Raw genomic sequence first — 13,503 nt, 5'->3', positions numbered from 1 at the left:
TTATTTCGTCCAAAAATTATAAAAATTAAACCATTGATAAGGAGCTCGCATGCAATGCCGCTCTAATACATTTACATAGGTTCGAGTCATACTTTGCATACTTTCAATACGGTGGGCACGCGGTAAATTTACCTGCTCTGAAATGAGATGGATATGCACTTGAAATTGTTGCTGCATGCGATAACAAAATACGGCTATGACCGGTACTTTAAGCAAATTTGCTAAAATCCATGCGCCTTGTGGAAATGCAGCAGTTTCCCCTAAAAACTCTAGCTGCTGTACCCGGTCTGACTGCACAGGCACTCGGTCTGCCGCAACAATGACCCACTCCCCTTGTTGCATTTTGTCCTGAAGCAACATAGCCGTTTCAATACCGAGCTCATCGACAGATAAAAGACAAACATCTGCTTTATCATTTATTTTTTTGAGAAAATCATTAAATTTCGTTGCATGTTTTTGATAAACCAACACATTAATTTTCTGTGGATGGTCTGATTTTATTGCACGAAGCAACTCAATATTACCAAAATGCGAGACAACAATTAGAGCGCCCTTTTGGTAGTGCTGATGAAAATACTCATGTCCAAAGATTTCCAGTTTTTGTTCTGGAATATTGCCTAGCCAGCCCTCGATCTTATCTAAAATACATTCGCCGAACTGCATAAAATGAGTGTAGCTATTCCCCAAAGTTGGCTCATGTGTAAATGGAGAGTTGGCTCCCGCAAAACGATGTAATTTTCGTAAGTAGAGTAGTGAAGCTTGTCTTGCTGCAACTGCAAATAACCAATACCACATAATCACAAAGTACAGCACCAATTTACATAACCAACGTCCACCAAAACGATAAAACCAAAGCATTAACATTAATGGCAACATGCCACCACGCTCTTTAATATCATTCCATTTTGGAGAAGCTGACTGTGTCATGGTTAACCTTGCAGCTTATGTTTTAACAGTTTTGGCAAACGAATCAGCATCCCCATAAATAGAGTTGCATGTGCCTTACTTAGGCCTAAGTTGTCTCGCCAAGCATGAAAATGGGAAATCCCCTGCTCTGGATAAACCACTGGTGTCGGGACATTAATAAAAGGTGTATTTTCCCATTTTAAACGCACTAAAATTTCACTATCAAAACCCATACGCGGCTGGAATTTAGCGCTATTCAATACCTTAATGGTGCTCTCAAGTGGATACACTCGGAAACCACACATACTGTCTTTAATCTCAAACGATAAACTATTTAACCATACCCAAAAGTGGGTAATGTAACGTCCATATAGGCGTTTTTTGGGAATAGAGGCATCGAAATATGGCTGACCAATCACCATCGCATCTGGATGCTGCCGAGACTGTTCCAGAAATTTTGGAATGTCATCCCAGCAGTGCTGACCATCGGCATCGAGTTGTAATGCATGACTTAAACCAAGCGCATGTGCTGCGCGTAATCCAGTTATTACAGCTTGGCCTTTGCCTTTATTTACCTCATGCTCGATTAAATGAATTTGAGAGTATTGCTCTGCCAAGTCTTTTAAAATTTGGCTACACGCATCATCACTTCCGTCATTTACCAACACAATCGGCAGATGAAAACCATCCAAATTAGCAATCAAGTCTGCTAAGAAATGTGGATGATTATAGACTGGGATAACAAAGCCATAGTTGGTCTGCATTTTTAACCCTCTACTTCCGTTTGCAAAGCAAATAATAGTCGTCCTGAAGCTAGAATCTGTTCTGAATCACGTAATTCAAAACTCACCTTATGCTCTTTTCGAGAAAGCTTGAGTTGTACAACAGCATAAGGACAAATGAGATTTTGGAATTTTAACTGCTCATACCCTTGGCACCAATTTAAATCGGACCAAATTGATTTAGCAAAATGTTGTAAAAAACCTATTTGCCCCACTCCTGGATAAATAGGCTGGTTTGGAAAGTGGCCTTTAAAACATGCTAACTCAGGTGGAAACTCAAGACTAAAAATATAGTCATCTGCACTTTGACTCTGTGACAGCACAACTGGTTGCAACATCGGCTTGAATAGCGTTTTCAAATAACTTTTATCGAGTTTAGACTGTGTATTTTGAGGTAGCTGACTTAAAAAACGCCATTGACGTGGAATTGCCAAGGTTTCTAAATGATCTTTCAACTGCTGTTTTAAATGGCCAACAAAGACTGCCTTACCCTGCTTTTTCAACTGCTCACGAGCCTGCTCTGTCAGAACAACAATAGAACCCAGCATTTGACGATGCTCATGCTCAAACACCAGTACATGGCACTGTTTGACTTCGTCTAAGGCTTGAATACTTTGTTCAATTGCATCTAGACTCAAACGCTTTTCTTCAAGCTTAATAATTCGGTCGGTACGCCCCAAAAGCTGAAAGCTCTTACACAAGTGATCTGCCCATTCAGCACGGTCACCTGTGGTAATCCAGTTATCTTCATAAGCATGATTACTTTTGACCATGAGCTGATGGTCTTCAATACGAATAGCTACATTCGCAAAAGGCGTCCATACGTCATCATCTTTAGCACGATGGGCAATGCCGCCCGTTTCCGAACTTCCCAAAACTTCAATAATTAAGCAATTGACTAAAGGACGAACGTCACTTTCTAGTTTGCCACCAGAGCTAAACACCATCTGGCATTGTTCTAAAACCACATCGGTTGTCCAGCGTTTTAATAAAGCTGGGCTTGAAATCAAATAATTACTTAAACCCAGTGTTTTTAATTGCTTTTGAACGTGTACGACATCTTCTGGATAAGCAACTTGCGGTATATAAAAACAACGCCCTGTTGCAAGAGGTAAAAGTAGCTTAAACAGTAATCCATAAATATGTTGGTGACTCACCGTTGCAATAGCTATAGCATCATTTTCAAAAACAAAACTTTGGCTTAAGCCTTGTACCTCATTGAGTAATTGTTTTAGGGTTCTTGGGATTTTTTTAGGCTGCCCTGTTGAACCAGAGGTATAAAAATAGAGTTGTGCCTGCTCTAAAAAGTCATCATCCAACGTTAAAGATAAGGGAGCAACTGATTCAACACGTTGACGTTTTAAAAAATAAATATGCTGTGCTGCAAAGTCCTGTTCTAATTCACGCACTCGATTTGGCGGTAACAGCACCTGCTTTTTAGCCAATAATGCAGCAAACAATAAAACCAAAAATTCGTAGCTATCTGTTTCCCATAAAGCCCAAGTTAAATTTTCTAATTGAGCAATTGCACCGGCTTGTAAGGCCACATCCTGCCAAAAATGATTAAAGCTAGTTGAATGCAGAGCACTGTCTAAGCAAAGTGGCTGAACCGAATCGATGAATTTCTGAAAATGACACTGCATAATTTTGAATTAGTGATTTGAAGAATGTAAACGCTGATGCCTTTTACGCAAAATAAATTCGCCAAGGAATAACATGCCCATCAGCACATAAGAAATAAAGCCATTATAAATGACCCAAATTTGAGTCGAAGTAAAAAAAACCGTAATGAATGCAATTAATGCATTACATAAAAAGAAAACACACCAGACCTTAGTGACCTGCCTAGTCCAATGAATACCTGATGGTGGTAAATCAGGTTCAACCAACCGAGCAAAACGCTCAATCATAGAAGGAGGTTTTATTAAGGTGAATGCAAAAATACCTAAAGCGCCTAAACTCATCCCAACCGGATACAGCTTTAACCATGCATGATCCTGTAGTAGTAAGCTTAAGCCACCACAAACAATAGCAAGGCTGGTTAAAGGCCATAAAAGGTGATTACCTTTACTAAATAAACGTAAAACACCTAGCCCGATAAGCAATGCACTTACCCAGACAAATTGTCCGTGCGATAAACTCCAGCCAACAATAAAGGGATACAGCACAAAAAGTGCTGTAATTATCCCTTTAATTAACATTTTCATTCAGCAGTCATGTTCTGAATAACAGTCACCACATCTAACACAGTTCTTACATTTTTAAAGTCTTCAGGTTTTACTTGTTTACCTGTGAGCTCTTTAATCTTCACTACCAAATCAACTGCATCAATACTGTCTACATCTAGATCTGAATATAAGTTTGAATCTAACTGTACAGACTCAGGTTCGATTTCAAATAAATCTTCCATCCATTCACGGAGTTTTGCCAGTACTTGTTCTTGAGATAACATCATCACACTCCTTATGCTTGCTGCTGCGCTTCGACCAACGCAACCAAACTTTGAACTGATTTAAAGTGCTGTTTGGTCTCATCCGATTCTGCACTTAAATGGATGTTGTAACGTTTTTTCAAAGCAAGTCCTAACTCAAGGGCATCAATCGAGTCTAATCCTAAACCTTCTCCAAATAATGGAGCTTCTGTATCAATATCGGCAATAGTAATATCTTCTAGTGCTAAAACATCAATAATCATTTGCTTTAGTTCATCAGCAAGATTGCTCATTTCAAGATAACTCTTCATCAAAAATTTTGTAAAAACTACGACTTAACTCACGAACTTGTTTAGGTCCTACCGTTAAATCTTCTAATAGATCTTTTACATACACTGCATCTAGTACCTTCACTTCTATATGAAACGGCCGAGATGGTACGTGATACCATTTTTCATTTTTGGTTAATGTAGATGGAGCACATGTAATCACTACTGGGCGAATTGGCACATTTGCACGAATGGCAATATTTGCGGCCCCTCGCTGAAACTCGTTTAGGATCATTCCTTTTTCAGTCCGAGTACCTTCCGGAAAGATCAAAAGAGAAGCGGCATTATCCTCTTTTAGCCGAGAAACACAATCCTCGACAAACTGCTTAGAGCCTGCATTTAAAATATAACCTGCACTTTGTACTGGTCCTTTGGTAAATGGATTGCTCCAAAGGGATTCCTTCACCACACAATTAGCTTGCTGCATCATACCAATTAGTACTACAACATCAATCAAAGTCGGATGGTTGGCAATGACAAGTTCTTGACGACTATTTTCTAATTTTTCTAGGCCTTCTACCGAATAGGTCATAATACCAAGCTTAACCATCATTTCAGTAAAGCCTTTAAAGCTATGCTTAATTATACTTTGTGCATATTGTTGGCGTTTTTCCAGATCTGATGTGGTCACTTTTAATGCAGGTGCAATCACTGCCGCAATTGCCATACCCCCTATACCAAAACTCGCAAAGCTAAAACCTGTAGCAGCTACCCGCCAACAATAATTACTTTTTTGCTTTAACTTTTTAAGGTTTAGCATTTTTTCCACCCATATTCAGACATAGAAAGATCAGCACTTTGCCAAAAACGAGAAAATGTCAGACCGTCTAATTCATCTGTAGGTGACCATTCAGTAAACTGTAAATTAGGCTGATCCAGACTTACTAAAGCAGCCATTGCATAGGCAGGAAAATCAATAGTCTCGCTATAAATGTTTGGTAAGGGTTCATCGTAGGCAACGACTAAAACTCGCTGAATACGTGGTAAAGCTTTTAATGCAGCGTAAGCTTCTATTAATCCTTCAGTCCATGAACAACTTAGACTGGTAGATGGAGTGTCATCCTGACATAAAATAGAATACAAACCAGAAATAGCATTGTGAACTGAGGTAGAGAACTGTGTAGGTGATGGTGTTTGGCCTTGCAGAACATCTTGTAATATTCCCAATGTTTTGGCTTCATCACCATAACGTGATACCCAAACAATATAATCAACACGCTGTCCATCTAAAGTACTAATTGCACTATTGAGCGCTAATTTTGCCAAGGGTGACAGACGCCTTCTTTGCATGGCGGGAATACACTCAAGTGCCGCGTAAGAAGGCTGGGCATGTGTAAGCGTTAACTGGGCAAGATGTAATGTTACCATGCTAAAAAAGAACCTTAAGCAGCATTATTCTTTCGGAATATAGATTATTTTATAAAAAAATGGATTATAGCATTCGTTATGAAATTTACAAAAAATTACGTTTATCAATCACACTTTTTCATAAATCTTTGTTCTGTCTTAATTCTTTGTAAAAAAGCCCAAAGATGACTTTGGGCTTTTTTACATGAATACAGATTAACGATTAAATTTCTTTTCCGCTTTTTTGAATTTCTGAATATAACGACGGCGGCGCGCAGCTGTACGTTCATCAACTTGACTCTTACGACCTTCAAATGGGTTTTCAGAAGTTTTAAAGTCAATACGAACTGGTGTACCTTCAAGTTTATACACTTTACGGAACACGTTCTCTAAGTAACGGCGGTAGTCCGCAGGTGTCTTATCAACCTTGTTACCGTGAATCACAATAGTCGGTGGGTTTTGTCCGCCCATATGCGCATAACGCATTTTAATACGGCGACCACTAATCATTGGTGGTTGGTGAGCTTCTGTTGCATCACTCAAAATTTGAGTTAATTTCGCTGGTGAAACTTTTAAGTTTGCAGACTCATAAGCACGGTGGATAGAAGGATATAAATCACCTACCCCTGTTCCATGCAGTGCAGAAATTAAATGAATTTTTGCCCAAGGAATGAAGTCAAAACGACGTTCAACGTCAAGCTTACATTGCTTGCGGTCGTATTCAGACATGTTATCCCATTTGTTAATGGCAATAACCATGGCACGACCAGCTTCAAGCGCATAACCAATTAAGTGTAAGTCTTGTTCAACAATACCTTCACGCGCATCGACTACAACAACCACAACGTGAGCATCTTTCATTGCCTGTAAAGTTTTCACAATTGAGAACTTCTCAATCATTTCATCAACTTTACCTTTACGACGCACACCCGCTGTATCAATTAAGGTGTATTTACGGCCTTCACGCTCAAACGGAATATAAATAGAATCACGAGTTGTACCCGGTTGGTCAAACGCTACTACACGGTCTTCACCAAGTAAGCGGTTTACCAATGTAGACTTACCAACATTCGGACGACCAATAATGGCTAAACGTAAGCCTGTATCTTTGTCATGCTCTTCCGGATTTTCATCTTCTGGAACTTCCGCAAGAACATCTTCAAGCATTTGCTGTACGCCACGACCATGGCTCGCTGCAACTTGTAATGGTTCACCCATGCCAAGTTTATAAAACTCAACTAAAGCAGCTTCAGCATGTACGCCATCTACCTTGTTCGCAACAAGATAAATTTTCTTGCCTAAAGTACGGAGTTCACGAGCAATTTGCTCATCAGAAGCTAACAATCCAGCACGTGCATCAACTACAAAAATAATAATATCTGCTTCATTGATGGCTGTTTTTGACTGCTCGGCCATGTAGTTATCGATACCGCCTTCACTTTCACCGATACCGCCAGTATCAACAACAATGAAAGACTTATTTTGATAAGTCGCATCACCATATTTACGGTCACGAGTCAGACCCGCGAAGTCGGCTACAAGTGCATCACGACTCTTGGTAATCTGGTTAAATAACGTTGATTTTCCGACATTCGGACGACCAATGAGCGCAATAACGGGTTTCATACAATAACCTTAATTCAAGACCAGCCATATCTCATGGCATGAGCATTAGAAACAGTACAGGAGATATATTTTAAGGTCAGATATGACCATAATAAAAGACGGGGCTTTGAACTGATTTAATTCAAACACCCCGATATTTTTTAACAGCGTAATTTGTTAAGCGGCTATTTTAGCACAAGCGAACAAAATTAACGATTCTGCCAAATACTTAAATCGCCTTTTCGGGTCGAAACGTAGAGCTGATTCTCAATAACACGTAATGTATTGACCTCACCACTTGTTTTAGAACGACCTACCAATTTACCTGTTGCTGGGTCGATCAGGTGTAAAACACCATCCAAATCGCCAACAATAAGGTCCGATCCCAATACAACAGGGTTACTTAAATGACGATTTAAGAGACTTTCATTTTCCCAAAGCTTTTCGCCTGTAGATAAATCATAAGCAGTCAACTTGCCATCAGTTGATGAAACAAATACTTTATTGTCATAAACTTCTGGACGTTTGGTGCTGCTTGAATCTTCACTCCAAACTACGCGTTGAGAAGCCAAATCAGTCACTGTGACTTGACCTTGGAAGCTGGTTGTAACCATCAGCTGGCCTGCAACAACCGGATCACCATCAATATCAATTAGACGTTGAATATCAGAACGACCTTCACTTACCGCAACACGACGTTGGAAACGTGGAATACCACTGATCGTATCAATTGCATAAACATATGCATTTGCAGAAGCAATTAAAACAGTACGAGGATCAAGACTAACTGGAGATGGTTGACCGCGCAAACTGAACTGAACGTTTGGCAATTTGTATGCCCAAACTTGTTGTCCTGATGATGCATCATGTGCAAATACAGTACCGTCGTTTGCGATCGTAATCACACGTCCAGATTGAACTAAAGAAGGACTTAATAATGCACCAGATAATTGTGCAGTCCATTTTTGCTCACCTGTAGCTTGATCTAAAGCAAATAACTGACCTTTGCTGTTACCCACAACAACAATACCTTCAGCAGCTTCAACACCAGAGCTTAAGCCCAATTTACTTACTTTTTTCTCCCAAAGACGTTGTTTACCGCGATATGCAGCAACTTCGCCTTTAGGGTCAAGTGTAAAAACAACACCGTCACTAGCATCAAGTTGTAAACGTAATGGATCTGCCTTATTCGTAGAAGAAACACTGCGCGAAAACACCGGTACTAGAGACTTTTTCGACTCAGTCAATTTCGGTAGTGGATTTGGTTTTGCTTCTTTTACTTTGTTGCTAGAACATCCCACCAGTACAGCTGATGCGATTGCAATTGCCAAAGGCAGTTTGAATTTCTGATTCATTAAGACTCTTCCACCTGTGTTTCCAAAATTGGGCGCTCAATCTGTGGATCTTCAACTAAAACGCCAACACTTTCGAGTTTAATTTGTAAAATTTGTCGCTCTTGTTTACGTTCCAGTAACGAATCCCATGCAGCTTGATACGCTTTTTTAGCAGAATCAATATCTTTCTTCGCAACAAAGATATCACCACGTAACTCTTCTACTGTTGCTTTAAATGCCGGATCGACATTACCAGATAAGGTTTTTAGAGCTTCATCATATTTGTTTTGCGCTAATTGTGCATCTGCTAAACGCAATTTTACAACCTGAATCAGTCCTTCATCTTTTACTTTTGAGTTTTCAACTTTTTTCAAAGCTTTTTCAGCAGCAGCATAATCTTGTTTTTCATATGCAAGCTTTGCTAATACAAATTGAGTTTGTATCGCCTGAACTGAATCAATATCATCTTTTACAAGTTTATCTGCTGAAGCTGTGATTGAAGCTAAAGCATTTGGATTATCGGCTGTTGCATTTGCCTCATCCATTAACTGCTGTACTTTTGCAGTTTCTGTTTGGCTCGTTGCAAGATTTCTTTTTTGCCAATATTCCCACCCAAAAAAGGCAATCAATGCAATGAGAATCCCGCTAATCATGGCAGAACCATATTTTTTGGCGAACGACTTTAAGCTGTCGAATTGTTCTTCATCACTTAAGCTCATGTGATTGTCCTTTTCCAGATGTTTCAGTTTATTTTGTAAATTTTTCAATTAAGAATGGTACGAGTTCAGCCAATGCAACTTGAGACTGCTCAGCTGTTGCTAACTCTTTGATAGCAAGCTGCTGTGCTTCCCATTCACGTTCACCCAAAATCATGGCGTAAACGGCCCCAGCCTGATCAGCTTTTTTCATCTGACTCTTCATGCTGCCCTGTGAACCCGTTTTAATGCGAACATTGCTATTAGCAGCCTCTAACTGATCACGTAATTGCTCTGCCAAAACCAATGCTTTAGCTTGATAAGCAGGCTCTGCAACCAAGAAAACTTCACAATCACGTACAGTTTCAGCTTTTTCAACTTGCTCAACTAGAAGCAATAAACGCTCCATCCCCATACCGAAGCCAACAGCAGGTACAGATTGATCTGCCTTACCCTTTAGCTGACCAACCAGACCATCATAACGACCACCCCCACACACAGTACCTTGCGACCCAAGTGCAGTTGTTGTCCACTCAAAAACAGTTTTATTGTAGTAATCTAGACCACGTACCAATTTTTGATTAATGACAAATTTAACGCCTGCAGCAGTCAAATAGTCTTGTAATTGTTGGAAATGGCTTAGGCTATCTTCTTTTAAGAAGTCATATAATTTTGGCGCATTTTCCAAAATTTTCTGGGTCGATTCAATTTTAGAATCTAAAATACGTAATGGATTTGTCGTTAAACGACGCTGTGAATCTTCATCCAAAGCATCTTTATGTTCATTTAAGAACGCAACCAAAGCATTACGGTATTCTGTACGCTCATCTTTTTCGCCTAATGTATTCAACTCAAGTTGAACCATGTGGGCAACGCCCATACGTTTCCATAAACGAGCTGTCATCAAAATAACTTCAGCTTCAATATCAGGAGTTGCTACACCAAAAGTTTCTACACCGAACTGATGGAACTGACGGTAACGACCTTTTTGTGGCTTTTCATAACGGAACATAGGTCCCATATACCACACACGTGGTGTAGCACCACGCAACAAGTTATGTTCAACCAACGCGCGGACACAACCCGCAGTCCCTTCTGGACGCAAAGTTAATGATTCAGGTGGGTTTCCTTTATCGAAGAATGTGTACATTTCTTTTTCAACGATATCGGTTGCATCACCAATAGCACGTTTAAACAGTCCCGTTTGTTCAACGATCGGCAAACGAATTTGTTGGTAACCATAAGCATCCATTAACGATGCTAAATGCTGCTCGAGACGTCTCCATGCTGCTGTTTGCGTTGGTAAAACGTCATTAAAACCTTTGATTGCGACAATTGAACTCATGATGAACTACGAATAATTTCTTTAGATTTAGCTTCTTCAAGCTCTTGAACACGTTGACGAACCATAGTTTCGATTTCATCAACCAATTGATTGGTATCAATTAAATGGCTTTTCTCACCATTACGATAAACCAGTGAACGAGGCGCAGCCCCAACAACCCCGATATCTGCTTCTTTTGCTTCACCTGGGCCATTTACCTTACAACCAATAACCGAAACGTCCATTGGTGTACGGATATCTTCTAGGCGCTCTTCTAAGGCCTGCATCACCTGAATCACATTAAATTCTTGGCGAGAACAACTTGGACAAGCAATAAAGTTAATCCCGTTAGAACGTAGGCCAAGCGATTTTAAGATATCAAAACCGATCTTGATTTCATCTTCTGGTTCAGCAGCAAGCGAAATACGCATTGTATCGCCAATGCCTTCCATCAATAACCCACCAAGAGCAATCGCTGATTTCACAGTACCTGTACGGTAAATACCAGCCTCGGTTACACCCAAGTGCAATGGATTATCAATTTGTTGTGAAAGCAAACGATAGGCATCCATGGTTAAAAACACATTTGAAGCTTTTACGCTGACTTTAAACTCATGGAAATCTAGACGGTCTAAAATATCAATATGACGTAAAGCCGACTCAAGCAGTGCCTGCCCTGTAGGCTCACCATATTTTTTCTGCAAATCTTTTTCTAGAGAACCCGCATTCACACCAATACGCATAGAAATGCCATGATGACGTGCAGCAGCAACAACCTCACGAACTTTCTGGTCTGAACCGATATTACCTGGGTTAATACGCAAACAGTCTGCACCATAGTCTGCAACTGCCAAGGCAATTCTATGGTCAAAGTGAATATCAGCCACTAGTGGAACTGAAACACGTTTACGGATCGCACCAAAAGCTTCAGCTGCTTCCATAGAAGGAACTGAAACTCGCATAATATCTGCACCTGCATCAACACAACGTTCAATCTGAGCAACTGTTGCATCGACATCGCAAGTTTCGGTATTTGTCATACTTTGCACGCTGATAGGTGCATCGCCGCCGACATAGACCGAACCAACACGAATTTTACGTGTTGGTCGACGTTTAATTGGGTTCTCTATCATTGTATCGCTCAACTCATGGTATTAGCGGGATAAACGGAATTCAGCTTTACCGTTTACCGTATATGGAGACAATGAAATCTGTTCTTGGTTTAAACTTAATGACACAGCTGTTGCGTCATCAAGACGGATCTGAAATGGAGACTCACCATTTAAGGTTAAAGTCGATGCCTGACGACCCGTAGCTAAAACCTTCCCTGTTGCATCTACAATATGAACAGAAGTTGGACGGTTAAAGTTTAACACCAATTGATCACCCGCTGTTGCAGAGGCATTTCCTTTCATAGGTAAAACTTCAACATTAGACTGATTTGCTTTTGGCACCTCAGCTTCTTCTTTGTTTGAAGTCCATTTTTGGACACCCATCACAATCAATGACACGACAGCAATAATCAAAATCGTAAGCAATGCACGCTTTAACCACTTCTTGTTACGATCACTATTAGAACCTGGTAATTTACCCATGATTTTAATTGGTGAGTTGTTTAAAGCATGATTTGGCAAAAGACCTGTATCGTTTGCATAAATCTCATCAAAACGCTGAATAATTGCAGTTGCATCAGCATTTAAATATTTTGCATAAGAACGATAATAACCTTTGATAAAGGTTGCTTCTGGCAAAGATTTATAATCGTCTTGCTCTAACGCACTGAGCGTTTTAAGCGGCATATTTAAATCTGAAGATACTTGCTCTAATTCTTTTTTCTGAGAAACACGAATTTGACGTAAATACTCACCAGGACGTTGAATATTTCCTAAAGCAGAAGTCGGTAAGCTTGAGCCAGTTGGCTGCTGTGAATTAGGATTTATTTCCATACGGCCTCAGTACTATACTGTAATTGCAAATAACGTTGATATTCTGGACTTTCCGGGAATAAAGCACGTAACTGGTTTACTAAAACTTGCATTCCCATTTTATCCGCATTGGCTCGAGCCACTCTTAAACCAATCCAAAGTGCGCGAGCACCCTGATTTTTCTGCCCCACTGTACGAACATATTGTTCATACATTTGTGTAGCAGCCGGAATCTGCTGCTGCAAATAAAAAATTTCTGCTAACTCTAACATTGAAATGTAAGAGTCGCGGTTAGCAAGGAGTGCTTGTTTGAATGTTTTTTCAGCACTCGCAATATCACCCAATTTTAAATAAATCCGCCCAAGATTTTCTAAGGCTTGATAGCGTTGATCATACCCTAATGTTGCACCAGCAATACGGAATTGCTCGACAGCATCATTATAACGCTCCATTTGGTACAAGTACGTACCATAATTATTACGTGCCTGAGCATTATCTGGCTCAGAAGAAATTGCACGTTTAAAATAATGTTCTGCTTTTTCTAAATTGGGTTTACTGCCTTCTTGTTGCAATAAAATACCCATCATCATATTTGCCGTTGCATCACGACTATCGACACTTAAAGCTTGATCAAGGGAACGCTTTGCAGAATCCAAGTCACCAGAACGAATGTATTCTGCAGCAAGTTGCGTACGCACCTTAACTGCTTTTTCTGGGTCCTTTTTTAGTGTTGGCGAAGTCTGACAACCACTTGCCAGAAATGCAACTGCAACCCCCATACATAACATGATCTTTAACTTCGGAGTACTCAAAGTCTTCCCTCAA

General features: G+C 40.0%; 15 protein-coding genes. All 15 read right to left on the bottom strand.

The window, feature by feature from the left end:
• A complete protein-coding gene (locus ACIF8R_RS09755) occupies positions 1 to 927 on the bottom strand; it encodes an acyltransferase (protein ID WP_396480462.1) in 927 nt (308 codons plus the stop codon).
• A gap of 2 nt (positions 928 to 929) precedes the next feature.
• Positions 930 to 1,670 carry a glycosyltransferase family 2 protein gene (locus ACIF8R_RS09750; RefSeq protein ID WP_396480460.1) on the bottom strand — a complete coding sequence of 247 codons (741 nt, stop codon included), beginning with the start codon at positions 1,668 to 1,670 and terminating at the stop codon, positions 930 to 932.
• Between the two features lie 2 nt (positions 1,671 to 1,672).
• A complete protein-coding gene (locus tag ACIF8R_RS09745; RefSeq protein ID WP_396480458.1) occupies positions 1,673 to 3,331 on the bottom strand; it encodes an AMP-binding protein in 1,659 nt (552 codons plus the stop codon).
• A gap of 9 nt (positions 3,332 to 3,340) precedes the next feature.
• The gene (locus ACIF8R_RS09740) at positions 3,341 to 3,895 is read right to left on the bottom strand and encodes a septation protein IspZ (RefSeq protein WP_396480456.1); all 555 of its coding nucleotides are present in this window, start codon (positions 3,893 to 3,895) and stop codon (positions 3,341 to 3,343) included.
• Positions 3,892 to 4,146, bottom strand: a complete 255-nt coding sequence (locus ACIF8R_RS09735; RefSeq protein WP_170318151.1) for an acyl carrier protein — start codon at positions 4,144 to 4,146, stop codon at positions 3,892 to 3,894. The genes ACIF8R_RS09740 and ACIF8R_RS09735 overlap by 4 nt, the downstream gene beginning before the upstream one ends.
• A 5-nt stretch (positions 4,147 to 4,151) precedes the next feature.
• Positions 4,152 to 4,412, bottom strand: coding sequence for a phosphopantetheine-binding protein (locus ACIF8R_RS09730; protein WP_039250423.1), 261 nt, complete (start codon positions 4,410 to 4,412; stop codon positions 4,152 to 4,154).
• Position 4,413: 1 nt separating this feature from the next.
• Positions 4,414 to 5,217 carry a lysophospholipid acyltransferase family protein gene (locus ACIF8R_RS09725; protein ID WP_396480454.1) on the bottom strand — a complete coding sequence of 268 codons (804 nt, stop codon included), beginning with the start codon at positions 5,215 to 5,217 and terminating at the stop codon, positions 4,414 to 4,416.
• Complete coding sequence (locus tag ACIF8R_RS09720) at positions 5,202 to 5,816, bottom strand: beta-ketoacyl synthase chain length factor (RefSeq protein ID WP_114270788.1); 615 nt, start codon at positions 5,814 to 5,816, stop codon at positions 5,202 to 5,204. Before ACIF8R_RS09720 ends, ACIF8R_RS09725 begins: the two co-directional genes overlap by 16 nt.
• A gap of 195 nt (positions 5,817 to 6,011) precedes the next feature.
• A complete protein-coding gene (gene der, locus ACIF8R_RS09715; RefSeq protein ID WP_005066184.1) occupies positions 6,012 to 7,421 on the bottom strand; it encodes a ribosome biogenesis GTPase Der in 1,410 nt (469 codons plus the stop codon).
• Between the two features lie 188 nt (positions 7,422 to 7,609).
• Positions 7,610 to 8,755 (bottom strand): outer membrane protein assembly factor BamB, encoded by a 1,146-nt coding sequence (gene bamB, locus ACIF8R_RS09710; RefSeq protein ID WP_311087128.1) that lies wholly within the window; start codon positions 8,753 to 8,755, stop codon positions 7,610 to 7,612.
• Positions 8,755 to 9,453: a tetratricopeptide repeat protein gene (locus ACIF8R_RS09705; RefSeq protein ID WP_002053293.1), complete on the bottom strand. Its 699-nt coding sequence runs from the start codon at positions 9,451 to 9,453 to the stop codon at positions 8,755 to 8,757. Before ACIF8R_RS09705 ends, bamB begins: the two co-directional genes overlap by 1 nt.
• 28 nt (positions 9,454 to 9,481) lie before the next feature.
• The gene (gene hisS, locus ACIF8R_RS09700) at positions 9,482 to 10,774 is read right to left on the bottom strand and encodes a histidine--tRNA ligase (protein ID WP_396480452.1); all 1,293 of its coding nucleotides are present in this window, start codon (positions 10,772 to 10,774) and stop codon (positions 9,482 to 9,484) included.
• Positions 10,771 to 11,886: a flavodoxin-dependent (E)-4-hydroxy-3-methylbut-2-enyl-diphosphate synthase gene (gene ispG, locus ACIF8R_RS09695; RefSeq protein WP_000572095.1), complete on the bottom strand. Its 1,116-nt coding sequence runs from the start codon at positions 11,884 to 11,886 to the stop codon at positions 10,771 to 10,773. The genes hisS and ispG overlap by 4 nt, the downstream gene beginning before the upstream one ends.
• Before the next feature lie 21 nt (positions 11,887 to 11,907).
• The gene (locus tag ACIF8R_RS09690) at positions 11,908 to 12,699 is read right to left on the bottom strand and encodes a helix-turn-helix domain-containing protein (protein WP_396480451.1); all 792 of its coding nucleotides are present in this window, start codon (positions 12,697 to 12,699) and stop codon (positions 11,908 to 11,910) included.
• Positions 12,690 to 13,490, bottom strand: coding sequence for a type IV pilus biogenesis/stability protein PilW (pilW, locus tag ACIF8R_RS09685; protein ID WP_263612899.1), 801 nt, complete (start codon positions 13,488 to 13,490; stop codon positions 12,690 to 12,692). Before pilW ends, ACIF8R_RS09690 begins: the two co-directional genes overlap by 10 nt.
• Positions 13,491 to 13,503: the final 13 nt, after the last annotated feature.

The organism is Acinetobacter sp. ABJ_C4_1 (genome assembly GCF_044538495.1).
Taxonomy (GTDB): domain Bacteria; phylum Pseudomonadota; class Gammaproteobacteria; order Pseudomonadales; family Moraxellaceae; genus Acinetobacter; species Acinetobacter nosocomialis_A.
The sequence above is the reverse complement of the archived record's forward strand: the minus strand, read 5'-3'. Positions and strand labels throughout refer to the sequence as shown.